Source organism: Micromonospora sp. NPDC048842, from assembly GCF_040649935.1.
Taxonomy (GTDB): domain Bacteria; phylum Actinomycetota; class Actinomycetes; order Mycobacteriales; family Micromonosporaceae; genus Micromonospora; species Micromonospora hortensis.
In genome coordinates this window covers 59,276-80,832 of record NZ_JBEZGK010000024.1, presented here as the reverse complement: position 1 = coordinate 80,832, position 21,557 = coordinate 59,276, and the positions used below count along the sequence as shown (strand labels likewise).

The 21,557-nt window shown below is 71.6% G+C and carries 23 protein-coding genes; 21 read left to right on the top strand and 2 right to left on the bottom strand.

Features of this window, described 5'->3' with window-relative positions:
- Positions 1-175 precede the first annotated feature (175 nt).
- The 5 genes from AB0C19_RS26985 to AB0C19_RS26965 all read left to right on the top strand — a co-directional run bounded on the left by AB0C19_RS26985 (position 176) and on the right by AB0C19_RS26965 (position 4,021).
- Positions 176-655, top strand: a complete 480-nt coding sequence (locus AB0C19_RS26985; RefSeq protein WP_357189776.1) for a UDP-N-acetylglucosamine--LPS N-acetylglucosamine transferase — start codon at positions 176-178, stop codon at positions 653-655.
- A complete protein-coding gene (locus tag AB0C19_RS26980) occupies positions 652-1,326 on the top strand; it encodes a glycosyltransferase (RefSeq protein WP_357189774.1) in 675 nt (224 codons plus the stop codon). Before AB0C19_RS26985 ends, AB0C19_RS26980 begins: the two co-directional genes overlap by 4 nt.
- Positions 1,323-2,246 carry a glycosyltransferase family A protein gene (locus AB0C19_RS26975; protein ID WP_357189772.1) on the top strand — a complete coding sequence of 308 codons (924 nt, stop codon included), beginning with the start codon at positions 1,323-1,325 and terminating at the stop codon, positions 2,244-2,246. The genes AB0C19_RS26980 and AB0C19_RS26975 overlap by 4 nt, the downstream gene beginning before the upstream one ends.
- A 93-nt stretch (positions 2,247-2,339) precedes the next feature.
- On the top strand, positions 2,340-3,518 hold the full coding sequence (aroC, locus tag AB0C19_RS26970; protein WP_091401884.1) for a chorismate synthase: 1,179 nt from the start codon (positions 2,340-2,342) through the stop codon (positions 3,516-3,518).
- Positions 3,518-4,021, top strand: a complete 504-nt coding sequence (locus tag AB0C19_RS26965) for a shikimate kinase (RefSeq protein WP_238686217.1) — start codon at positions 3,518-3,520, stop codon at positions 4,019-4,021. The genes aroC and AB0C19_RS26965 overlap by 1 nt, the downstream gene beginning before the upstream one ends.
- A 105-nt stretch (positions 4,022-4,126) precedes the next feature.
- Here AB0C19_RS26965 and AB0C19_RS26960 read toward each other — a convergent pair whose 3' ends face one another.
- The gene (locus AB0C19_RS26960; RefSeq protein ID WP_357189769.1) at positions 4,127-4,855 is read right to left on the bottom strand and encodes an alpha/beta hydrolase; all 729 of its coding nucleotides are present in this window, start codon (positions 4,853-4,855) and stop codon (positions 4,127-4,129) included.
- Between the two features lie 79 nt (positions 4,856-4,934).
- Here AB0C19_RS26960 and AB0C19_RS26955 point away from each other — a divergent pair, with 79 nt between their 5' ends.
- From AB0C19_RS26955 to nusB, 5 genes are all read left to right on the top strand, one after another.
- Positions 4,935-5,933: a YafY family protein gene (locus tag AB0C19_RS26955; protein ID WP_357189767.1), complete on the top strand. Its 999-nt coding sequence runs from the start codon at positions 4,935-4,937 to the stop codon at positions 5,931-5,933.
- 10 nt (positions 5,934-5,943) lie between these two features.
- Complete coding sequence (gene aroB, locus AB0C19_RS26950) at positions 5,944-7,023, top strand: 3-dehydroquinate synthase (protein WP_357189765.1); 1,080 nt, start codon at positions 5,944-5,946, stop codon at positions 7,021-7,023.
- Positions 7,020-7,445 (top strand): type II 3-dehydroquinate dehydratase, encoded by a 426-nt coding sequence (gene aroQ / locus AB0C19_RS26945; RefSeq protein ID WP_357189763.1) that lies wholly within the window; start codon positions 7,020-7,022, stop codon positions 7,443-7,445. Before aroB ends, aroQ begins: the two co-directional genes overlap by 4 nt.
- Before the next feature lie 98 nt (positions 7,446-7,543).
- A complete protein-coding gene (gene efp, locus AB0C19_RS26940; RefSeq protein ID WP_007458344.1) occupies positions 7,544-8,101 on the top strand; it encodes an elongation factor P in 558 nt (185 codons plus the stop codon).
- A 23-nt stretch (positions 8,102-8,124) separates the two neighbouring features.
- A complete protein-coding gene (nusB, locus tag AB0C19_RS26935; protein WP_184188983.1) occupies positions 8,125-8,535 on the top strand; it encodes a transcription antitermination factor NusB in 411 nt (136 codons plus the stop codon).
- A gap of 90 nt (positions 8,536-8,625) precedes the next feature.
- On the opposite strand, the gene AB0C19_RS26930 is transcribed toward nusB, so the two are convergent.
- The gene (locus tag AB0C19_RS26930; protein WP_007458348.1) at positions 8,626-9,114 is read right to left on the bottom strand and encodes a transcriptional regulator; all 489 of its coding nucleotides are present in this window, start codon (positions 9,112-9,114) and stop codon (positions 8,626-8,628) included.
- Positions 9,115-9,402: 288 nt separating this feature from the next.
- Here AB0C19_RS26930 and pyrR point away from each other — a divergent pair, with 288 nt between their 5' ends.
- The 11 genes from pyrR (at position 9,403) to rpoZ (ending at position 21,545) form a co-directional block, all read left to right on the top strand.
- Positions 9,403-9,987, top strand: coding sequence for a bifunctional pyr operon transcriptional regulator/uracil phosphoribosyltransferase PyrR (gene pyrR, locus AB0C19_RS26925; protein WP_357189761.1), 585 nt, complete (start codon positions 9,403-9,405; stop codon positions 9,985-9,987).
- On the top strand, positions 9,984-10,910 hold the full coding sequence (locus AB0C19_RS26920) for an aspartate carbamoyltransferase catalytic subunit (RefSeq protein ID WP_091401900.1): 927 nt from the start codon (positions 9,984-9,986) through the stop codon (positions 10,908-10,910). The genes pyrR and AB0C19_RS26920 overlap by 4 nt, the downstream gene beginning before the upstream one ends.
- On the top strand, positions 10,907-12,184 hold the full coding sequence (locus AB0C19_RS26915) for a dihydroorotase (RefSeq protein WP_357189758.1): 1,278 nt from the start codon (positions 10,907-10,909) through the stop codon (positions 12,182-12,184). Before AB0C19_RS26920 ends, AB0C19_RS26915 begins: the two co-directional genes overlap by 4 nt.
- On the top strand, positions 12,184-13,347 hold the full coding sequence (gene carA, locus AB0C19_RS26910) for a glutamine-hydrolyzing carbamoyl-phosphate synthase small subunit (protein WP_357189756.1): 1,164 nt from the start codon (positions 12,184-12,186) through the stop codon (positions 13,345-13,347). The genes AB0C19_RS26915 and carA overlap by 1 nt, the downstream gene beginning before the upstream one ends.
- Complete coding sequence (carB, locus tag AB0C19_RS26905) at positions 13,340-16,687, top strand: carbamoyl-phosphate synthase large subunit (RefSeq protein WP_238686208.1); 3,348 nt, start codon at positions 13,340-13,342, stop codon at positions 16,685-16,687. Before carA ends, carB begins: the two co-directional genes overlap by 8 nt.
- Positions 16,684-17,730, top strand: a complete 1,047-nt coding sequence (locus AB0C19_RS26900; RefSeq protein WP_357189754.1) for a quinone-dependent dihydroorotate dehydrogenase — start codon at positions 16,684-16,686, stop codon at positions 17,728-17,730. Before carB ends, AB0C19_RS26900 begins: the two co-directional genes overlap by 4 nt.
- A gap of 247 nt (positions 17,731-17,977) precedes the next feature.
- A complete protein-coding gene (locus tag AB0C19_RS26895) occupies positions 17,978-19,252 on the top strand; it encodes an adenosylmethionine--8-amino-7-oxononanoate transaminase (protein WP_357189752.1) in 1,275 nt (424 codons plus the stop codon).
- A gap of 73 nt (positions 19,253-19,325) precedes the next feature.
- The gene (gene pyrF, locus AB0C19_RS26890) at positions 19,326-20,162 is read left to right on the top strand and encodes an orotidine-5'-phosphate decarboxylase (protein ID WP_357189750.1); all 837 of its coding nucleotides are present in this window, start codon (positions 19,326-19,328) and stop codon (positions 20,160-20,162) included.
- A 178-nt stretch (positions 20,163-20,340) separates the two neighbouring features.
- Complete coding sequence (mihF, locus tag AB0C19_RS26885) at positions 20,341-20,658, top strand: integration host factor, actinobacterial type (protein ID WP_030335662.1); 318 nt, start codon at positions 20,341-20,343, stop codon at positions 20,656-20,658.
- 25 nt (positions 20,659-20,683) lie between these two features.
- Positions 20,684-21,217: a guanylate kinase gene (locus AB0C19_RS26880; RefSeq protein ID WP_357189748.1), complete on the top strand. Its 534-nt coding sequence runs from the start codon at positions 20,684-20,686 to the stop codon at positions 21,215-21,217.
- 64 nt (positions 21,218-21,281) lie between these two features.
- The gene (rpoZ, locus tag AB0C19_RS26875; protein WP_030335666.1) at positions 21,282-21,545 is read left to right on the top strand and encodes a DNA-directed RNA polymerase subunit omega; all 264 of its coding nucleotides are present in this window, start codon (positions 21,282-21,284) and stop codon (positions 21,543-21,545) included.
- Positions 21,546-21,557 lie beyond the last annotated feature (12 nt).

Sequence of the window (21,557 nt, the reverse complement as noted above, 5' to 3'; positions counted from 1 at the left end):
ACGACATAATCGCAGGTGGTGATGACGATCGATGGACCTCGGACGTTCGGTGCACCGCACCGCCCGCCGTGGAGATCGTCATCTCGGCCGGTCGCGCTATTCAACGACCGGGCATCGTGTGATCTGCTCTTGCCTGGCGTGAACTGAAATTCCAAGCGAACTTGTGGGGAGTCGCGTGGACACGAACAACGACGACAGTGGGGCGCCGGTGCTGCTGCTGGTCGGCTCCAGCGGCGGGCATCTGGCCCAACTACTGGCCTTGCGGCCCTGGTACGAACAGTGGCGGCGCTGCTGGGTCACCTTCGACACTCCGGAGGCGGTGTCGCTGCTGGCCGGCGAGGACCTGGTGCCGGCGCACCACCCGACCACTCGCAACGTGCCGAACCTGCTGCGCAACGCGCTGCTGGCCTGGCGTGTGCTGCGGGTCCGGCGGGTGGCCGCCGTGGTCACCACCGGCGCAGGGGTGGCGGTGCCGTTCGTGGTGCTGGCCCGGCTGCGGCGCATCCCGACCGTCTACATCGAGGTGTACGACCGGATCGACACCCCGACGTTGACCGCTCGGCTCTGCCGGCCGTTCCTGTCCGCGATGCTCGTGCAGTGGGACGAGCAGCGCCGGCAGTATCCCGAGGCGACAGTCGTCGGGACGCTGCTGTGACGGGGGAGACGGGCACCGCCCGGCGTCCGCAACCCCGGCCGGCCACCGAGGCGGCCCGCCTGCCGCGCCAGCGCGACAGCTCGGCTGTCGCCCAGCTCCGGCTGCTGGTCGCGGTGGGCACCGACAAGCACCCCTTCGACCGGCTCGTCGACTGGTTGGCGCAGTGGCACGCGCACGCCTCCGGCCCGATCGGGCTGACCGTGCAACACGGGCACACCGCAGCGCCCCAGCTGAGCGGCGCGGTGCCGTTCCTCGGCCACGACGCGTTGCAACAGGCGATGATCGATGCGGACCTGGTGGTCTGCCACGGTGGCCCGGCGACCATCCTGGAGGCCCGCCGGCACGGCCACCTGCCCATCGTGGTGCCCCGCGATCCGGCTCGCGGTGAGCACGTCGACAACCACCAGCTCCTCTTCGCCCGCCGGCTCGGCGCCGCCGGGCTGGTGGCGCTCTGCGAGACCCGGGAGGCCCTGTACGACGCGTTGGCCGCCGGGGTGGCCGACCCGTCCCGGTACGCGGTGGCCGCCGACCCGGAGGCACACGAGGCACGACGGGCGGCGGTGGCCCGGGTCGGGCAGATCGTCGACGACCTGGTGGCCCGTTCGACAGCGCGCCCACCCCGGTGGCGGGCCTGGTCCCGGCCTCGTCCGGGTACGGAGGAGATCCGATGACCCAGCAGTCGACAGTCAGCGTCGTGGTGCCCACCCGGGACCGCCCCGAGCTGCTGCGGGCCGCGGTGCGCGCGATCCTGGCACAGGACTACCCGGCCCTGATCGAGGTCGTCGTGGTGTTCGACCAGTCCGCGCCGGACGAGTCGCTGACCGAGCTGGGGAGCGGCCAGGCCCGCGTGGTGCGGGTGGTCCGCAACTCTCGTACCCCCGGGTTGGCCGGTGCGCGCAACAGCGGCACCCTCGCGGCCGAGGGTGAGCTGGTCGCGTTCTGCGACGACGACGACGAGTGGCTGCCCGGCAAGCTGGCCGCCCAGGTCGACGCGCTGGCCGGCGACCCGGCCGCCGAGTTCGTCTGCTGCGGCATCCGGGTCAACTACGACGGGCACACCGTCGACCGGGTGCTCGACAAGGACCGGATCACCCTGGACGACCTGCTGCGCGACCGGATGACGGAGCTGCACCCGTCGACCTTCCTGATCCGCGCCACCGCGCTGCGCAACGGGTTCGGGCTGGTCGACGAGGAGATCCCGGGCAGCTACGCGGAGGACTACGAGTTCCTGCTGCGGGCCGCGCGCAGCGCGCCGCTGATCAACCTGCGGACGCCGTCGGTGCTGGTCCGCTGGCACAAGCGCTCGTACTTCGCGCAGCGCTGGGACACCATCTCGGAGGCGTTGCAGTGGTTGCTGCAGCGCTACCCGGAGTTCGCCAGTCAACCGGCCGGCGAGGCCCGGGTGGCCGGGCAGATCGCGTTCGCCCAGGCCGCCTCCGGCGACCGCCGGGGCGCGCTGCGCTGGGCCCGGCGCACCCTGCGGAGCAACCCCCGCGAGCCGCGCGCCTACCTGGCCCTCGCCGTCGCCGGTCGGGTGGTCCGGGCGGACGCGGTGCTGCGCACCCTGCACAAGCGCGGTCGGGGGATCTGAGCCGCCGCCCGCGTGAGCGGGCGGCGGCGTCCGCTGGGCGGGACGCGACGGGGAGCGCGCCGCGTCGGTGGCCCGCCGTGACAGACTGACCGCGTGTTGCGCTGGCTGACTGCAGGTGAATCGCACGGTCCCGCCCTCGTCGCGATGTTGGAGGGGGTGCCGGCCGGCATCGAGGTGACCACCACCGAGATCGCCGACGAGCTGGCCCGTCGACGGCTGGGCTACGGGCGGGGTGCCCGGATGTCGTTCGAGCGGGACGAGGTCGAGTTGCTCGGCGGCCTGCGGCACGGCGTGACCCTGGGCAGCCCGGTGGCGATCCGGGTTGGCAACTCCGAGTGGCCGAAGTGGCAGACCGTGATGGCGGCCGACCCGGTCGACCCCGACGAGCTGGCCCGGCAGGCCCGCAACGCCCCGCTGACCCGTCCCCGGCCCGGTCACGCCGACCTGGCCGGCATGCAGAAGTACGGGCACACCGACGCCCGGCCGATCCTGGAGCGCGCCAGCGCCCGGGAGACCGCCGCCCGGGTAGCCGTCGGCACTGTCGCGAAGGCGCTGATCCGTCAGGCGCTCGGCATCGAGATCGTCTCGCACGTCGTCGAGCTGGGCCCGGTGGCCGCGAAGCCCGGCCTGCGTCCCACTCCGTCCGACACGGCCCGGATCGACGCCGACCCGCTGCGCTGCCTCGACCCGGAGGCCAGCGCCCTGATGGTCGCCGAGGTCGATGCCGCGAAGAAGGCCGCCGACACCCTCGGTGGCGTGGTCGAGGTGCTGGCGTACGGGGTGCCACCGGGTCTGGGCAGCCACGTGCAGTGGGACCGCAAGCTCGACGCGCGACTGGCCACCGCGCTGATGTCCATTCAGGCGATCAAGGGCGTGGAGATCGGCGACGGCTGGCAGCAGGCCCGCTCCCGCGGCTCCGAGGCGCACGACGAGATCATCCCGTCGGCCACCGGCGTCCGCCGGGTCACCGACCGGGCCGGCGGCCTGGAGGGTGGCATCACCACCGGTGAGCCGCTGCGGGTCCGCGCCGCCATGAAGCCGATCTCCTCGCTGAACCGGGCGCTGGCCACCGTGGACGTCACCACCGGCGAGCCGGCCACCGCTATCAACCAGCGCTCCGACGTCTGCGCGGTGCCCGCCGCGGCGGTGGTCGCCGAGGCGATGGTGGCGCTGGTGCTGGCCGAGGCGGCCACCGAGAAGTTCGGCGGAGACTCGATCGCCGAGATCCGCCGCAACCTGGCCGGGTACCTCGACGCGCTGGTCATCCGCTGATGGCACCTGTCGTCGTGCTGGTCGGCGCGCCCGGCTGCGGCAAGACCACAGTCGGGCGGGCGCTCGCCGCCACCCTCGGCGTGGAGTTCCGCGACACCGACACCGACATCGAGCAGATGGCCGGGAAGCCGATCCCGGAGATCTTCATCGACGAGGGTGAGGCGCACTTCCGTACCCTGGAACGGGCCGCCGTGGCCGCGGCGCTGGCCGGCGGCACGGGTGTGCTCGCCCTCGGCGGCGGCGCGGTGCTGGCCGAGGAGACCCGGGCGGCCCTGATCGGGCACCGGGTGGTGCACCTCTCGGTCGAGTTGCCCGACGCGGTGCGGCGGGTCGGGCTCGGCGCCGGCCGGCCGCTGCTGGCGATCAACCCACGGGCCACCCTCAAGCACCTGCTGGACCAGCGCAAGCCGCTCTACGCCGAGGTCGCCACCGAGACGGTGGTCACCGATGGTCGGGCCCCGGCGCAGGTCGTCGCCGACGTCGCCGCCCTGCTGCCCCGCTGACGCCGCGCCCGCCACGCCGATCTTGCATTTGCTGTCCCGGCCCAAGGGGCATTTCATCGCATCTCGGCAACCGGAAGTGCAAGATCGGCGGGGTGGGGGTGTTCCTCAGCCGCGGGCGATCAGGTCGAGGACGTCGGCCAGAGCCTTCGGCTCGCTGAGCATCGGCCAGTGCCCGGTGGGCAGCTCATGCAGCTGGCCGTCGGCCAGGCCGGTGAAGAACGGATGCTCCTGTTGGATCATCTGCCGCACCACGTCAAGCGGAAACGTGCTGGCGACCAGCGCGGTCGGCACCGGGCGCCCACCGGTGCGTCGGACCGGGTCGGTGGCGGCCCGCAGCGGCTGCGGGGTGGCCCGGGTACGCAGCAGCGCGAGCGCCGGCTCGTCCAGGCCGGCCAGGTTGGTCGGGTCGGCGGCCGGATCCCAGGCCGGCGGCGGCAGCAGGTGCCCGGTGCCGATCGCGGCCCGCAGCCGCTGCTGCTCCTCCGGCGGCAGTGTGTCGAACTGCGCCGTGCCGTCCGGCAACGGCCCGCTCTCCACGTAGACGATCCGGGCGATCCGGTCCGGGATGCGGTCCACCGCCTGGGCGGCCGGCATCCCCCCGCCGGAGTGCCCGACCAGCAGTACGTCGCGCAGGTCCTCGACCTCGATCAGTCGGACGATGTCGGTGGTGTGCGTGTCCAGGCTGACCTCCGGCCCGGCCAGGTGGTCGCGTTCGGCCACCCCGGTCAGTGTCATCGGATAGACCTCGTGCCCCTGCGACCGCAGCGCGACGGTCACGTCCCGCCACGCCCAGGCACCCAGCCAGAATCCCGGCACCAGCACGAATGTCGACATCTGTGGCTCCTTCTCTCGGCTACCGACAGACCGTACGATCTATTCCGGACAGGATCCGCCCGCTTTGAAGGAGCGGCCCGTGTCACATCCCGCGGGACGGGTGCTGGCTCTGCTCGAACTGCTGCAGACCCGGCACCGGTCGACGGCCGCCGACCTCGCCGGCCGCCTCGGTGTGGACGAGCGGACCGTGCGCCGGTACGCCACCACGCTTGTCGAACTGGGCATCCCCGTCACCGCCGACCGGGGCCGATACGGCGGCTACCGGCTGCACTCCGGTTACAAGCTGCCCCCGCTGATGCTCACCGACGACGAGGCGGTGGCCGTGCTGCTCGGCCTCGTCGTCGCCGAACGGGTCGGGCTCGCCACCGAACAGCCCGCCACCGCCACCGCCCTGGCGAAGATCCGCCGGGTGCTGCCGGCGGCGCTCGCCGACCGGCTCGCCGCCGTCCAGGAGCACCTGGGCTTCACCCTGCGCCGTCCGGAGCCGGAACGCGGACCGGCGTCGGGCACCCTGCTCGCGCTGGCCTCGGCCACCCGGCACCGACAGCGGGTGGCGCTGGACTACCGCTCCTGGCGCGGCGAGCAGTCGCACCGCGAGCTCGACCCGTACGGGCTGGTCTTCCACTCCGGTCGTTGGTATGTCACCGGCCATGACCACCGACGCGGGGAGATCCGCACCTTCCGACTGGACCGGATCGGCGCGGTGACGCCCGGCGCGGCGAGGTTCACCGTGCCGGACGGCTTCGAGGCGGTGGCCTGGGTGACCCGGTCGCTGGCCGGCGTGCCATACACGCACGAGGTGGAGGTCGTGCTGGAGACCGACCTGGTCGCCGCCCGCCGCCGCATCCCGCCCAGCGTCGCCGAGTTGACCGCCACCACCGACGGGGTGCTGCTGCGGGCCCGAGCGGAGAGCCTGCCCGGGATGGCGGCGCTGCTCGCCGGACTGGGGTGTCCGTTCACAGTGCGGCATCCGGACGCGCTGCGCGCCGCGGTGGCCGAACACGCCCGCCGGTTGGCGGACTGGGCCGCCCGGCCAGCAGGTGGACAGCCGCCCTCCCCGCGCCGCCCGCTGGACTAGGCTGCCGGCGATGGACGAGGTGACCCGAATTCCGGTCGGCGGCGAGCGGCCGTACGACGTCTTGGTGGGACGCGACCTGCTGGGTGCGCTGCCTGGCCTGCTGCCCGGCGCGACCCGGGTCGCGGTGCTGCACGCGCCTCCGCTCAAGTCCCTCGCGGACGCGCTCGGCGAACGCCTGCGCGCCGCCGGCGTCGAGCCACTGCCGATCGAGGTGCCCGACGCCGAGTCGGGAAAGCACATCGAGGTGGCCGCGTCCTGCTGGGACCGGCTCGGAGCGGCCGGCTTCACCCGTACCGACGCGGTGGTCGGGGTGGGCGGCGGCGCGGTGACCGACCTGGCCGGCTTCGTCGCGGCCTGCTGGTTGCGGGGTGTGCGCTGGGTGCCGGTGGCGACCTCGCTGCTGGGCATGGTCGACGCCGCGGTGGGCGGAAAGACGGGCATCAACACGGCCGCCGGCAAGAACCTGGTGGGGGCGTTCCACCCGCCGGTCGGGGTGTTGGCCGACCTGGCCACTCTGGACAGCCTTCCCGCTGTCGACCTGGCGGCCGGGCTGGCCGAGGTCGTCAAGTGCGGTTTCATCGCCGACCCGACGATCCTGGATCTCATCGAGAACGACCCGGAGGCCGCCACCGACCCCCGTGGGCCGGTGAGCCGGGAGCTGATCGAGCGGGCCATCCGGGTCAAGGCCGACGTGGTCGCCGGCGACCTGCGCGAGTCGGGCCTTCGGGAGGTGCTCAACTACGGTCACACCCTGGCCCACGCCATCGAGCAGAACGAAGGCTACCGCTGGCGGCACGGCCACGCCGTCGCCGTCGGTCTGGTGTACGCGGCCACCCTCGCCCGGCTCGCCGGGCGGCTGGACGCGCCGACCGCCGACCGACACCGGGTCATACTGAGCGCGCTGGGCCTGCCGGTGAGCTACCCGGCCGACGCCTGGCCGCAGCTGTTGGCAGCGATGCGGGTGGACAAGAAGACCCGGGGCAGTCGGCTGCGCTTCGTGGTGCTCGACGGGCTGGCCCGCCCGGCGATGTTGGAGGGCCCCGACGACGCGTTGCTGGAGGCCGCCTACCGCGAGGTGGCAACCGCGTGAAGGTCTACGTGTTGAACGGGCCGAACCTGGGCCGGCTGGGCACCCGCGAGCCCGACGTGTACGGCGCGACCAGCTACGCGGACCTGGTGGCGCTCTGCGAGAGCACCGGTCGGGAGCTGGGGCTGGCGGTGACGGTCCGGCAGACCGACGCGGAGCACGAGCTGCTCGGCTGGCTGCACACGGCCGCCGATGAGGGCGCTGCTGTGGTGCTCAACCCGGCGGCCTGGTCGCACTACTCGTACGCGGTGCGGGACGCCTGCGCCATGCTGCGGGGGCCGCTGCTGGAGGTGCACATCTCCAACATCCACACCCGTGAGGAATTCCGGCACCACTCGGTGGTCTCAGCGGTGGCGACCGGGGTGATCTGCGGTCTCGGTATCGACGGCTATCGTCTCGCTCTGCACTATTTGGCCACCCGCTGAGAGCCTGACAACTGGGCGCTCCGAGCGCGGGGCCGTCCGATTCGACGCAGCTTGTAGACTTGCCAGGTCTGTCCGCCAATTGATGATCAAGGCAGGAAATGGCCTCCACCAACGACCTCAAAAACGGCCTGGTACTCAACCTGGACGGCGAGCTCTGGGCCGTCGTCGAGTTCCAGCACGTCAAGCCCGGTAAGGGTGGTGCCTTCGTGCGCACCACGCTGAAGAACGTGCTGTCCGGGAAGGTGGTCGACAAGACCTTCAACGCGGGCACCAAGGTCGAAACCGCGACCGTTGACAAGCGCACGATGCAGTACCTGTACGCCGACGGTGAGGACTTCGTCTTCATGGATCTGGAGACCTTCGACCAGATCACCGTGCCCGGTGGCACCGTCGGCGAGGCAGCCAACTACCTGCTGCCGGAGGCGGAGGCGACAGTCGCCCAGCACGAGGGTGTGCCGCTCTACATCGAGCTGCCCACCAGCGTCGTGCTGGAGGTCACCTACACCGAGCCGGGCCTGCAGGGCGACCGTTCGACCGGCGGCACCAAGCCGGCGACAGTGGAGACCGGCGCCACAGTGCCGGTCCCGCTGTTCATCACCACCGGTGAGAAGATCAAGGTCGACACCCGCGACGGCCGTTACCTCGGCCGCGCCTGATGGCTGAGGGTTCCAAGCAGCAGATGCCGGCGCGCCGCAAGGCGCGCAAGCGGGCGCTGGATGTCCTCTACGAGGCCGACCTGCGGGACAAGCCTCCGGTGGAGGTGCTCGCCGGCTACGTGCAGCGGATCGAGCAGCCCCGGCCGGAGCATCTGGGCTACGCGGTGGGCCTGGTCGAGGGGGTTGCCGAGCATCTCAACCGGATCGACGAGCTGATCGCCAGCTACGCCGAGGGTTGGACGCTGGAGCGGATGCCGGTCGTCGACCGTAATCTGGCCCGGATCGCCGTCTACGAGTTGCTCTACGTCGACGAGATCGACGACGCGGTGGCGATCAGCGAGGCAGTGGAGTTGGCTCGGCAGATGTCGACAGATGATTCGCCGCGCTTCCTCAACGGGGTGCTCGGCCGGATCGCCGAGTACGCCACCCGCTGAGCGTCCGCACCGAACACGCACATCCGAAAGGGCCCGTGCCAGCTGGCACGGGCCCTTTCGGTGGAGCGGCAGATCAGGTGGAGCGGCAGATCAGGAGGCGAAGAACGCCCGGGGGTCGGCCACCAGCACGCCGTGCTCGGTGAGCCGCTCGATCAGGCCCGACGGTGAGGCGTCGTAGACGATCGCGAGCGCCCGCAGGTCGTCGGCGCGGATGGAGAGCACCCGGCCGTTGTAGTCGCCGCGCTGCTGCTGGATGGCGCGGGCGTAGCGGGCAACGTAGGCGAGGTCCTCGGAGGCCTCGTCGTAGAGCCGCTCCAGGTCCAGGACAATCTTGCTGGTGGGCTCGTGACGGACGCCACTGCCGTCAGGCAGCAGTTCCGAGACGGGTACGCGGTAGAACTCGGCCAACTCGGCCAGACGGGACACCGTCACGGCCCGGTCGCCACGCTCGTACGAGCCGACCACCACGGCCTTCCACCGCCCGTTCGACTTCTCCTCCACACCCTGCAGGGAGAGACCCTGCTGCTGGCGGATGGAGCGCAGGCGGGCGCCCAGAGACTTGGCGTATTCAGAGGGCATTCGGACACTCCCAGTGCTGCTCGGGGTTCTCCCGTCGATCGCTACGGAGCGTGACGGTACGGGGAATGCGACACGTGGTCAAGTGGTCGTGCCCCTCCCGTTGCGGAGCGTCCGGGGAGTTTTCCCCTTTTCCGGTACCTGACCCGGTGGTCAGCGGCCGCCGTCCATCACCCCGGTGACCACTGGTAACGTGGCGGAAGCCCCGGCCCAGGTCTGCTGAGCGGTCCGGCCGGAGGTGCCCGACATCCTTTAACGACCCGTCCCGTGAGGCGGGGAAGGAGGTCCGCCGTGGCGTACCCACCGGCTGCCCGTTCGTCACCACCGCAACAACCCTCGGTGAAGGTGATCCTCGCCAGCGCCGACGTGCAACGCGTGATCGACCGCATCGCCCACCAGATCCTGGAGAAGACCCAGGGCGCCGCCAACGCGGTGCTGCTGGGGATTCCCACCCGGGGCACCCCCCTCGCCCGGCGGCTCGCCGACCGGATCAGCACCTTCGAGGACGTCGCCGTTCCGGTCGGTGTGCTCGACATCACCCTGTACCGCGACGACCTCCGTCGGCACGCCACCCGCGCGGTGGGCCCGACCGAGCTGCCCCCCGGCGGGATCGACGGCAAACGGGTCATCCTGGTCGACGACGTGCTCTTCTCCGGCCGCACCGTCCGGGCCGCGCTCGACGCGCTCAACGACGTGGGCCGCCCGGCCTCGGTGCAGCTCGCCGTCCTGGTCGACAGGGGCCACCGGGAGTTGCCGATCCGCGCCGACTACGTCGGCAAGAACATCCCGACCTCGCTCGCCGAGAGCGTCAAGGTGACGCTCGCCGAGATCGACGGGACGGACGAGGTCAAGCTCTACGGGGGAACTGCCTCATGATCAAACACTTGCTCTCCGGCGGGGACCTGGACGCCGACACCGCCACCGAGATCCTGGACACCGCCGCCGAGATGGCCACCGTCGCCGGCCGGGAGATCAAGAAGCTTCCCGCGCTGCGCGGACGGACAGTGGTGAACCTTTTCTACGAGGACTCCACGCGTACCCGGATCTCCTTCGAGGCGGCGGCGAAGCGGCTCAGCGCCGACGTGATCAACTTTTCCGCGAAGGGGTCCAGCGTCACCAAGGGTGAGAGCCTGAAGGACACCGCGTTGACCCTGCAGGCCATGGGCGCGGACGCCGTCGTCATCCGACACCCCGCCTCCGGCGCGCCGCACCGCCTGGCCAACTGGGTGGACGGGTCGGTCGTCAACGCCGGCGACGGCACCCACGAGCACCCCACCCAGGCGCTGCTCGACGCGTACACCATGCGGGCCCGGCTGGGCCGGCTGGCCGGCCTGTCGGTAGCGGTGGTCGGGGACGTGCTGCACTCCCGGGTGGCCCGCTCCAACGTGCTGCTGCTCTCCACCCTCGGCGCCAAGGTCACCCTGGTCGGCCCGCCGACCCTCATCCCGGTCGACATCGCGGGCGCCCTCGCGCCCGGCACTGACGTCTCCTACGACCTCGACTCCGTCCTGCCGAACGTGGACGTGGTGATGATGCTGCGGGTGCAGCGGGAGCGGATGAACGACTCCTACTTCCCCTCCGCGCGTGAGTACGCCCGCCGCTACGGCCTGGACGGGCCGCGGATGCGCCGGCTGCCCGAGCACGCGATCGTCATGCACCCCGGCCCGATGAACCGGGGGATGGAGATCACCCCCGAGGTCGCCGACTCACCCCGCTCCACAATCGTCGAACAGGTCACCAACGGGGTCTCCGTGCGGATGGCTGTCCTTTACCTGCTGCTCGGAGGGAACAACCGGTGACCGCGTACCTGATCACCAGCGTGAGTGTCGTCGGCGCCGCGCCGACCGACCTGCTGATCCGCGACGACGTGATCGCCGAGGTCGGTTCCGGCCTGACCGCGCCGGACGCCACAGTCGTCGACGGCACCGGCCTGGTCGCCCTGCCCGGCCTCGTCGACCTGCACACCCACCTGCGCGAGCCCGGTCGAGAGGACGCCGAGACCGTCGAGTCCGGTTCCCGGGCGGCGGCGCTGGGCGGCTACACGGCGGTCTGCGCGATGGCCAACACCTCCCCGGTGGCGGACACCGCCGGCGTTGTCGAGCAGGTCTGGCGGCTCGGCCGGGAGGCCGGCCTGGTCGACGTGCAACCGATCGGCGCTGTCACAGTCGGGCTGGCCGGCGAGCGGCTGGCCGAACTGGGCGCGATGGCCGACTCGGCGGCCCGGGTGCGGATCTTCTCCGACGACGGGCACTGCGTCGCCGACCCGAAGTTGATGCGCCGAGCCCTGGAGTACGTCAAGGCGTTCGACGGGATCATCGCCCAGCACGCCGAGGAGCCCCGGCTCACCGAGGGCGCCCAGATGCACGAGGGCGAGGTCTCCACCCGGCTCGGCCTGATCGGCTGGCCGGCGGTCGCCGAGGAGGCGATCATCGCCCGGGACGTGCTGCTCGCCGAGCACGTGGGCGGCCGACTGCACGTCTGCCACGTCTCCACCGCGGGCAGCGTCGAGGTGCTGCGCCAGGCAAAGGCACGCGGGGTACGCGTGACCGCCGAGGTGACCCCGCACCACCTGCTGCTCACCGACGAACGGGCGGAGACCTACGACCCGGTCTACAAGGTGAACCCGCCGCTGCGTACCGCCGCGGACATCGCCGCGCTGCGTGCCGCCCTCGCCGACGGGGTGATCGACGTGATCGCCACCGACCACGCCCCGCACGCGGTGGAGGACAAGGAGTGCGAGTGGGCGTACGCCCGACCGGGGATGCTCGGTCTGGAGACGGCCCTCTCCATCGCGCTGGACGTGCTCGGCCCCGAGTGGGACCTGATCGCCGAGCGGATGTCGCGCACCCCCGCACGGATCGCCGGCCTCACCGGACACGGCGTCGACCCCGCGCCGGGTGTCCCGGCGAACCTGACCCTGATCGACCCGGCCGTCCGTCGCACCATCGAGCCGACGGAACTGGCCAGTCGCAGTCGCAACACCCCGTACGCCCGCATGACGCTGCCGGGTCGCATCGTGGCGACCTTCCTGCGCGGCGAGCCGACGGTCCTGGACGGAAAGGCTGTCAAGTAATGGTCAAGCGCAGACCCGCAATCCTAGTGCTGGAGGATGGGCGCACGTTCCCCGGCGAGGCGTACGGCAGCGTCGGAGAGACCTTCGGCGAGGCGGTCTTCAACACCGGCATGACCGGCTACCAGGAGACCCTCACCGACCCGTCGTACCACCGTCAGGTGGTGGTGCAGACCGCGCCGCACATCGGCAACACCGGCGTCAACGGCGAGGACGACGAGTCCGGTCGGATCTGGGTGGCCGGCTACGTCGTGCGCGACCCGGCCCGGATCGGCTCGAACTGGCGGGCCACCGGTGGTCTGGAGGACCGCCTCGCCACCGAGGGTGTGGTGGGCATCAGCGGGGTGGACACCCGGGCGCTGACCCGGCACCTGCGCGAGCGGGGCGCCATGCGGGTGGGCATCTCCAGCATCGACAACGACCCGCAGAGCCTGCTGGCCCGGGTCCGCCAGACGCCGCAGATGGTCGGCGCGGACCTGTCCGCCGAGGTGAGCACCGCCGAGCCGTACGTCGTCGAGGCCCTGGGCGAGCACCGCTTCACGGTGGCCGCGCTGGACCTGGGCATCAAGCGCAACGTGCCGCGTCGGCTGGCCACCCGTGGGGTGACCACCCACGTGCTGCCGGCGTCGTCGAGCATCGACCAGATGCTCGCCACCGGCGCCGACGCGATCTTCCTGTCACCCGGCCCGGGCGACCCGGCCACCGCCGACGCCCCGGTGGAGCTGGCCCGCGAGGCGCTGCGGCGGGAGGTGCCGCTGTTCGGCATCTGCTTCGGCAGCCAGATCCTCGGCCGGGCGCTCGGCTTCGGCACCTACAAGCTGGGCTACGGCCACCGGGGGATCAACCAGCCGGTGCTCGACCGGGTCACCGGCAAGGTCGAGGTGACCAGCCACAACCACGGCTTCGCCGTGCAGGTCCCCGGCTCGGGCAACGGCGCTGTCGTCCCCGACCAGGTGATCGACACCGACTTCGGTGGCGTACGGGTGTCGCACGTCTGCCTCAATGACAACGTGGTCGAGGGGTTGCGGGCCGTGGACCTGCCCGCGTTCACCGTCCAGTACCACCCGGAGGCGGCGGCCGGTCCGCACGACGCGGACTACCTCTTCGACCGATTCGCCGACTTGATCGAAGGCCGGACCCACAGCAAGGGGCGCAGCAATGCCTAAGCGGACCGATCTCAAGCACATCCTCGTGATCGGCTCCGGGCCGATCGTCATCGGGCAGGCCTGCGAGTTCGACTACTCCGGCACCCAGGCGTGCCGGGTGCTGCGCAGCGAGGGGATCCGGGTCAGCCTGGTCAACTCCAACCCGGCGACGATCATGACGGACCCGGAGTTCGCCGACGCGACCTACGTCGAGCCGATCACCCCGGAGTTCGTGGAGCTGGTCATCGCCAAGGAGCGCCCGGACGCGATCCTGGCGACCCTCGGCGGGCAGACCGCGCTGAACACTGCCGTCGCCCTGCACGAGGCCGGCGTGCTGGAGAAGTACGGCGTGGAGCTGATCGGCGCGAACATCGACGCCATCAACCGCGGCGAGGACCGGCAGCTGTTCAAGGAGATCGTGGCGAAGGCCGGCGTACGCCTCGGTGTCGACGACCCGACCGGGCTGGTGCCCCGCTCGCGGGTCTGCCACTCGATGGACGAGGTCGAGGCGACAGTCGCCGAGCTGGGCCTGCCGGTGGTGATCCGGCCGTCGTTCACGATGGGTGGTCTGGGTTCCGGCATGGCGCACACCCCCGAGGACCTGGCCCGTATCGCCGGCGACGGCCTGTCGGCCAGCCCGGTGCACGAGGTGCTCATCGAGGAGAGCGTGCTCGGCTGGAAGGAGTACGAGCTCGAGCTGATGCGCGACCGGCACGACAACGTGGTGGTGGTCTGCTCGATCGAGAACATCGACCCGATGGGTGTGCACACCGGCGACAGCGTCACTGTGGCCCCGGCCATGACGCTCACCGACCGGGAGTACCAGCGCCTGCGTGACCTGGGCATCGCCGTGCTGCGCGAGGTCGGGGTGGACACCGGCGGCTGCAACATCCAGTTCGCGGTCAACCCGGTCGACGGCCGGATCGTCGTGATCGAGATGAACCCCCGGGTGTCGCGGTCCTCGGCGCTGGCGTCCAAGGCGACCGGCTTCCCGATCGCGAAGATCGCCGCGAAGCTGGCCATCGGCTACACCCTCGACGAGATCCCCAACGACATCACCCTGAAGACCCCGGCGGCGTTCGAGCCGACCCTCGACTACGTGGTGGTGAAGATCCCCCGGTTCGCGTTCGAGAAGTTCCCCGGCGCGGACCCGGAGCTGACCACCACTATGAAGTCGGTGGGTGAGGCGATGAGCCTCGGGCGCAACTTCACCGAGGCGCTGAACAAGGCGATGCGCTCGATGGAAACCAAGTCGGCCGGTTTCTGGAGTGTGCCGGACCCGGCGGGCGTCACCCTGGCCGACACTCTCGCGGCGCTGCGGATCCCGCACGACGGTCGGCTGTACACGGTGGAGCGGGCGCTGCGGCTCGGGGCGTCGATCGCCGAGGTGGCCGAGGCGTCCGGCGGGATCGACCCGTGGTTCCTGGACCAGATCGCCGCGCTGATCGAGCTACGCGCCGAGATCGTCGACGCGCCGGTGCTCGACGCCGACCTGCTGCGTCGTGCCAAGCGGGCCGGTCTGTCCGACCGACAGCTCGCCGCGCTGCGTCCGGAGTTGGCCGCCGAGGACGGCGTACGGACCCTGCGCCACCGCCTGGACGTGCGCCCGGTCTACAAGACAGTGGACACCTGCGCGGCCGAGTTCGAGGCGACCACGCCGTACCACTACTCGACGTACGACCTGGAGACCGAGGTCGTGCCGTCGGACCGGCCGAAGGTGCTGATCCTGGGCTCCGGCCCGAACCGGATCGGGCAGGGCATCGAGTTCGACTACTCCTGCGTGCACGCCGTGCAGGCGTTGCGGTCGGCCGGTTACGAGACCGTGATGGTCAACTGCAACCCGGAGACGGTCTCCACCGACTACGACACCGCCGACCGGCTCTACTTCGAGCCGTTGACCTTCGAGGACGTCCTGGAGGTCTGGCACGCCGAGGACTCGTCCGGTCGGGCGGCCGGCGGTCCGGGTGTGGTCGGCGTGGTCGTCCAGCTCGGCGGGCAGACCCCGCTGGGGCTGGCGCAGCGGCTGAAGAACGCCGGTGTGCCGATCGTCGGCACCTCCCCGGAGTCGATCCACCTGGCCGAGGAGCGCGGCGCGTTCGGCGCGGTGCTGGCCCGCGCCGGACTGCGCGCGCCGGCGCACGGCATGGCCACCTCGTACGACGAGGCCAAGACGATCGCCGACGAGATCGGCTACCCGGTGCTGGTCCGGCCGTCGTACGTGCTGGGCGGGCGGGGCATGGAGATCGTCTACGACGACCCGACGCTGCGCGACTACATCGGCCGGGCCACCGACATCTCCGGCGACCACCCGGTGCTGGTGGACCGGTTCCTCGACGACGCCATCGAGATCGACGTGGACGCGCTGTGCGACGCCGACGGCGAGGTCTACATCGGCGGCGTGATGGAGCACATCGAGGAGGCGGGCATCCACTCCGGCGACTCGTCCTGCGCGCTCCCGCCGATCACCCTGGCGGGCTCGCACCTGGTCGAGGTCCGCCGCTACACCGAGGCCATCGCGCGCGGCGTCGGGGTCCGTGGCCTGCTCAACGTGCAGTACGCCCTCAAGGACGACGTGCTCTACGTGCTGGAGGCCAACCCGCGCGCGTCGCGGACCGTCCCGTTCGTCTCCAAGGCCACGGCGGTGCCGCTGGCCAAGGCGGCGGCCCGGATCGCGCTCGGAGCGAGCATCGCCGAGCTGCGCGCCGAGGGCCTGCTTCCGGCGACGGGGGACGGGGGCACGATGCCCGCCGACGCGCCGGTCGCGGTCAAGGAGGCGGTGTTGCCGTTCAAGCGTTTCCGGACCCGCGCGGGCAAGGGGATCGACTCGCTGCTCGGGCCGGAGATGAAGTCGACAGGCGAGGTGATGGGCATCGACACCAACTTCGGGCACGCCTTCGCCAAGAGCCAGTCGGCCGCGTACGGGTCGCTGCCGACCGCCGGGAAGATCTTCGTCTCGGTGGCCAACCGGGACAAGCGCGGCATGATCTTCCCGATCAAGCGGCTGGCCGATCTGGGCTTCGAGATCGTCGCCACCGCCGGCACGGCCGAGGTGCTGCGCCGGCACGGCATCGCCTGTGAGCAGATCCGTAAGCACTACCAGGCCGGTGCGGGCGACGACGCGGTGTCGCTGATCGGCGGCGGCCACGTGGCGCTGGTGATCAACACGCCGCAGGGCTCGGGTGCCAGCGCCCGCTCCGACGGCTACGAGATCCGCAGCGCCGCCGTCACCGCGGACATCCCCTGCATCACCACGGTCCCCGGCGCCGCCGCGGCGGTGATGGGCATCGAGGCGCGCATCCGCGGCGACATGCAGGTACGCCCCCTGCAGGACCTGCACGCCATCCTGCGGGCGGCCCAGTGACAGTGTTCGAGCAGGCGGTACGGCCGTTGCTGTTCCGGCTCGGGGGTGGGGACGCCGAGGCGGCGCACGAGTGGACGCTGCGGCGGTTGGCGGCCCTGTCGCGGCGGCCGGCCGCGCTCGCCGCGCTGCGGGCCCGCTACGCGGTCGACGCGCCGCGCACCGTGTTCGGGGTGCGGTTCCCCAACCCGGTCGGGTTGGCCGCCGGGATGGACAAGGACGGCGCGGCGCTGCCGGCCTGGCCGGCGCTCGGCTTCGGTTTCGTGGAAGTCGGCACCGTCACCGCGCACGCCCAGCCGGGCAACCCCCGGCCGCGGCTGTTCCGGCTGCCGGCCAGCGAGGCGGTGGTCAACCGGATGGGCTTCAACAACGCCGGCGCCGCGGCGTTGGCCGCCCGGTTGGCGGCGCTGCCGCGCCCGCTCGGGGTGCCGCTGGGCATCTCGCTGGGCAAGTCCAAGGTGACCCCGCTGGACGAGGCGGTCGAGGACTACCTCGCCTCGTACCGGGCGTTGCGCGGGCACGGCGACTACTTCGCCGTGAACGTGTCCTCACCGAACACGCCGGGTCTGCGGTCGTTGCAGGACCGTGCCCACCTGGACGCGCTGCTCGGCGCGCTGGTGGGGGAGAAGCCGGTGCTGGTCAAGATCGCACCAGACCTGACCGAGGCGGCGATCGCCGAGCTGCTGGAGGTCTGCCTGGCCCGGGGCGCCGCCGGGGTGATCGCCACCAACACCACCCTGTCCCGGGACGGCCTCGCGGGCGTCGACGTCGAGCGTGGCGAGCAGGCCGGTGGCCTCTCCGGTCGGCCGCTCACCGGACGGGCCCGCGACGTGGTCGCCTTCGTCCACTCCGAGACCGGCGGGCGGCTGCCGATCGTCGGCGTCGGCGGGGTGCTGGACCCGGACGACGCGGCGCGGATGTTCGATGCCGGCGCCGCCCTGGTGCAGCTCTACACCGGCTTCATCTACCGAGGACCGGCACTGGTCCGCGCCGCCGCCCGCGCGGTGGCCACAACGGCGGCACCGGACGCGGTCGCCGGCCGGTGACCGCTCCCGGGCGGGGCCGGTGCGGTGGGCCGACCCGCGTCGGTTCGCCGCCGCATCGGCTCCGAGCCCGGGACGCCACCCTCACCTGGCGCCCTTTGCTCTGCTTCAACCCACGCACCGGCCGGCGTCCGATATCCGGACCCCGGGTGTTGCGTCCGGTGAAGCAGAGCAAAGGGCGCGAACGCATGACCCGACTCGGCCGCGCGACGCCCACCGCCCGGCCCGTCCGTGTCTGGAAGGAGTACCCGTGACACCCGAGGAGATCCTGGCCGCCGACCGGGCGCACGTCTGGCATCCGTATGCCGCGCTGCCGCCGGCCAACCCGCCGTACGTGGTGCGCGGCGCCGAGGGGGTACGGCTGACCCTGGCCGACGGCCGGGAGCTGGTGGACGGGATGTCGTCCTGGTGGGCGGCCATCCACGGGTACCGGCACCCGGTGCTGGACGCGGCGGTGACCAACCAGCTCGGCCGGATGAGCCACGTGATGTTCGGCGGGCTCACCCACGAGCCGGCGGTGCAGCTCGCCCGGACCCTGGTCGAGCTGACCCCGGACGGCCTGGAGCACGTGTTCCTGGCCGACTCCGGCTCGGTCAGCGTCGAGGTGGCGGTGAAGATGTGCCTGCAGTACCAGCGGGCCGTCGGGCGGCCCCAGCGGCGTCGGCTGGCGACCTGGCGGGGTGGCTACCACGGCGACACGTTCCATCCGATGAGCGTCTGCGACCCGGAGGGCGGGATGCACCACCTGTGGGGCGACGTGCTGCCCCGGCAGGTGTTCGCCCCGGTGCCGCCGGGCGGTTTCACCGATCCGCCCGACGACGCGTACGTGGCGGCGCTTGTGGAGACGGTCGAGCGGCACGCCGACGAGTTGGCCGCCGTGATCGTCGAGCCCGTCGTCCAGGGCGCCGGCGGGATGCGCTTCCACCACCCGGGTTACCTGCGGGTGCTGCGCGAGGTGACCCGCGCCCACGGAATTCTGCTGATCTTCGACGAGATCGCCACCGGGTTCGGCCGTACCGGCGAGATGTTCGCCGCCGAGCACGCCGCTGTGACGCCGGACGTGCTCTGTGTGGGCAAGGCGTTGACCGGCGGGTACCTGACCCTCGCGGCGACAGTGTGCACCGCCGAGGTCGCCCGGGGCATCTCGGCGACCGGCGTGCTGGCGCACGGGCCCACGTTCATGGGCAACCCGTTGGCCTGCGCGGTGGCCAACGCCTCCATCGGGCTGCTGCGGGCCGGAGACTGGGCCGGCCAGGTCGCCAGGGTCGGCGCCGGCCTGCGCGCCGGTCTGGAGCCCCTGCGCGGTACGCCGGGCGTGGCCGACGTACGGGTCCTCGGCGCGATCGGCGTGGTCCAGCTCGATCACGAGGTCGACCTCGGCGCGGCGACCGCGGCCGCTGTCGCCCAGGGGGTGTGGCTGCGTCCGTTCCGCGACCTGATCTACACGATGCCGCCGTACGTCACCGACGACGTCGACCTGGCCCGGATCGCGACCGGGGTGGCGGCGGCGGTGGCGGCCGGCTGAGTCGGCCCGGCCACCGGGTCGACGGGTTACCCGGGCGGGTCAGCCGCCCGGACGAGAAGAGGGGAACACTCCGATGGAGAGCTTCGGTACCCGGCTGCACCGGGCGATCACCGAGCGGGGCCCACTCTGTGTGGGCATCGACCCGCATCCCGGTCTGCTGGCCCAGTGGGGCCTCCCGGACGACGTTCAGGGGCTCGACCGCTTCAGCCGGACCGTTGTGGACGCCCTCGGTGACCGGGTTGCGGTAGTCAAGCCTCAGTCGGCCTTTTTCGAGCGGTTCGGGTCCCGAGGTGTGGCGATTCTTGAGTCAACTATCCGACAGTTACGAGATGCCGGCTCGCTCGTTCTGCTCGACGTCAAGCGCGGCGACATCGGCTCGACGGTGAGCGCGTACGCCGCCGCGTACCTTGATCCATCCAGCCCCGTGTATGTCGACGCGGTCACCGCGAGCCCCTACCTCGGAGTCGGTTCGCTGGCGCCGATGTTCGAACTGGCCGCCGAGCACGGCGGCGGGGTGTTCGTCCTGGCCCTCACCTCCAACCCCGAGGGCGCGGCCGTCCAGCGGGCCGTCACGGCCGACGGACGCACCGTGGCGCAAACCGTTATCGACGAGATTTCCCAGCTCAACAGGGGTGCGTCGCCGCTCGGGAGCTTCGGTCTGGTGGTCGGCGCGACCATCGGTGACACCGGTCACGACCTCTCCGGTGTGGGCGGCCCACTGCTCGCTCCGGGGCTCGGCGCGCAGGGTGGCGGCGCGGCCGATCTGCGTACCGTCTTCGGTTCGAGCCTTGCCTCGGTGCTCCCGTCGTACTCCCGGGAAGTGCTCTCGGCAGGCCCTGATGTGGCCGCGCTGCGGGCCGCCGCGGACCGCGTGTTGGTCGACTGTCGGGCCGTCCTGCCTGCCCGGTGACTGACTGACGGGTCGGTCACTCTACGGTGATCATGCGGCCCCCACGTTGCCGAAAGCTCCGTTGGCCGCTAGTTTTCCCCGCGCTGGGAACCATGGACCCCTTGGTTCACAGCGACACCACGTTTCACAGATGCGGCGGTGCGCCCCGCCCGCCGCGATAGGGACCTGAGGAGAACTGGTGCCGCTCCCGTCACTGACCCCCGAACAACGCGCTGCCGCGCTCGAGAAGGCCGCGGAGATCCGCAAGGCCCGTGCTCAGCTGAAGGAGCAGCTCAAGCAGGGCAAGACCACCCTCGGTGCCGTCCTCGAGCGGGCCGAGAGCGACGACGTCGTTGGCAAGCTCAAGGTGTCGGCCGTCCTGCAGGCCATGCCGGGCATCGGCAAGATCCGGGCTACCCAGATCATGGAGAAGCTCAAGATCGCCGACAGCCGTCGCCTGCGTGGCCTCGGCGAGCAGCAGCGCAAGGCACTGCTTGGAGAGTTCGCCGCCAACTGAACCTGGCAGCGTGTAGAAACAAGCAGTGAGCACGGATGACGAGGCGCGCCCGGCGGCTCGGCTCACTGTCCTGGCTGGACCTTCGGGTTCCGGCAGGGAGAGTGTCGTCGAGCTCGTCCGGGCGCGTTCTCCGTCCGTGTGGATCCCGGTCGCGGCAACCACCAGGCCGCGCCGGGAGTCGGAGATCGACGGGGTGGACCGCGTCTTCCTCGCCCCCGCCGAGTTCGATCGACGGATCGTCGACGGCGAGCTGCTGGAGTGGTCCCGGATCGGTTCGCACCGCCGGGGCACCCCGTACCCACCGTTGCGCGCCCGGCTCGACGCCGGGCAGCCGGTGCTGCTCCCGCTCGACCTGCGCGGCGTCCCACTGGTCCGGGCGCGCCTGCCCGATGCCCGGCTGGTGTTGCTGAGCCCACCCGGGTACGCGCCCGACGCCACGGTGGCCGCCACCGTCGAGCACACGCTGACCCACGACCTCACCGAACGGGTGGTCGAGGAGCTGGTAGGCTTACTCGGTTCTTCTTATCCGGATCCGGCCTGGTCGCGCGTGCGTGGCTGACGGCCGGCCGCCGTTGAGACTCAGCACCGCGTCCGCGCGGCTCGAAAGACGCAGAGGTTAATTCGTGGGATCCATCGCCAACCCCGAAGGCATCACCAACCCGCCGATCGACGAGCTCCTCGAGAAGACGACGTCGAAGTACGCGCTGGTCATCTTCGCCGCCAAGCGCGCGCGCCAGGTCAACGCCTACTACAGCCAGCTCGGTGAGGGTCTGCTGGAGTACGTCGGCCCGCTCGTCGAGACCACCCCGCAGGAGAAGCCCCTCTCCATCGCCATGCGCGAGATCAACTCGGGCCTGCTCACCGCCGAGCCGACCGACCAGCCGTAAGCCCCCGCTGGC

Excerpts from the sequence above, each read along its gene's own strand:
- AB0C19_RS26975 (WP_357189772.1), top strand. The coding sequence starts at position 1,323 with ATGACCCAGCAGTCGACAGTCAGCGTCGTGGTGCCCACCCGGGACCGC.
- AB0C19_RS26965 (WP_238686217.1), top strand. The coding sequence starts at position 3,518 with ATGGCACCTGTCGTCGTGCTGGTCGGCGCGCCCGGCTGCGGCAAGACC.
- AB0C19_RS26960 (WP_357189769.1), bottom strand. The coding sequence starts at position 4,855 with ATGTCGACATTCGTGCTGGTGCCGGGATTCTGGCTGGGTGCCTGGGCG.
- aroB (WP_357189765.1), top strand. The coding sequence starts at position 5,944 with ATGGACGAGGTGACCCGAATTCCGGTCGGCGGCGAGCGGCCGTACGAC.
- efp (WP_007458344.1), top strand. The coding sequence starts at position 7,544 with ATGGCCTCCACCAACGACCTCAAAAACGGCCTGGTACTCAACCTGGAC.
- nusB (WP_184188983.1), top strand. The coding sequence starts at position 8,125 with ATGCCGGCGCGCCGCAAGGCGCGCAAGCGGGCGCTGGATGTCCTCTAC.
- AB0C19_RS26930 (WP_007458348.1), bottom strand. The coding sequence starts at position 9,114 with ATGCCCTCTGAATACGCCAAGTCTCTGGGCGCCCGCCTGCGCTCCATC.
- AB0C19_RS26920 (WP_091401900.1), top strand. The coding sequence starts at position 9,984 with ATGATCAAACACTTGCTCTCCGGCGGGGACCTGGACGCCGACACCGCC.
- carA (WP_357189756.1), top strand. The coding sequence starts at position 12,184 with ATGGTCAAGCGCAGACCCGCAATCCTAGTGCTGGAGGATGGGCGCACG.
- carB (WP_238686208.1), top strand. The coding sequence starts at position 13,340 with ATGCCTAAGCGGACCGATCTCAAGCACATCCTCGTGATCGGCTCCGGG.
- pyrF (WP_357189750.1), top strand. The coding sequence starts at position 19,326 with ATGGAGAGCTTCGGTACCCGGCTGCACCGGGCGATCACCGAGCGGGGC.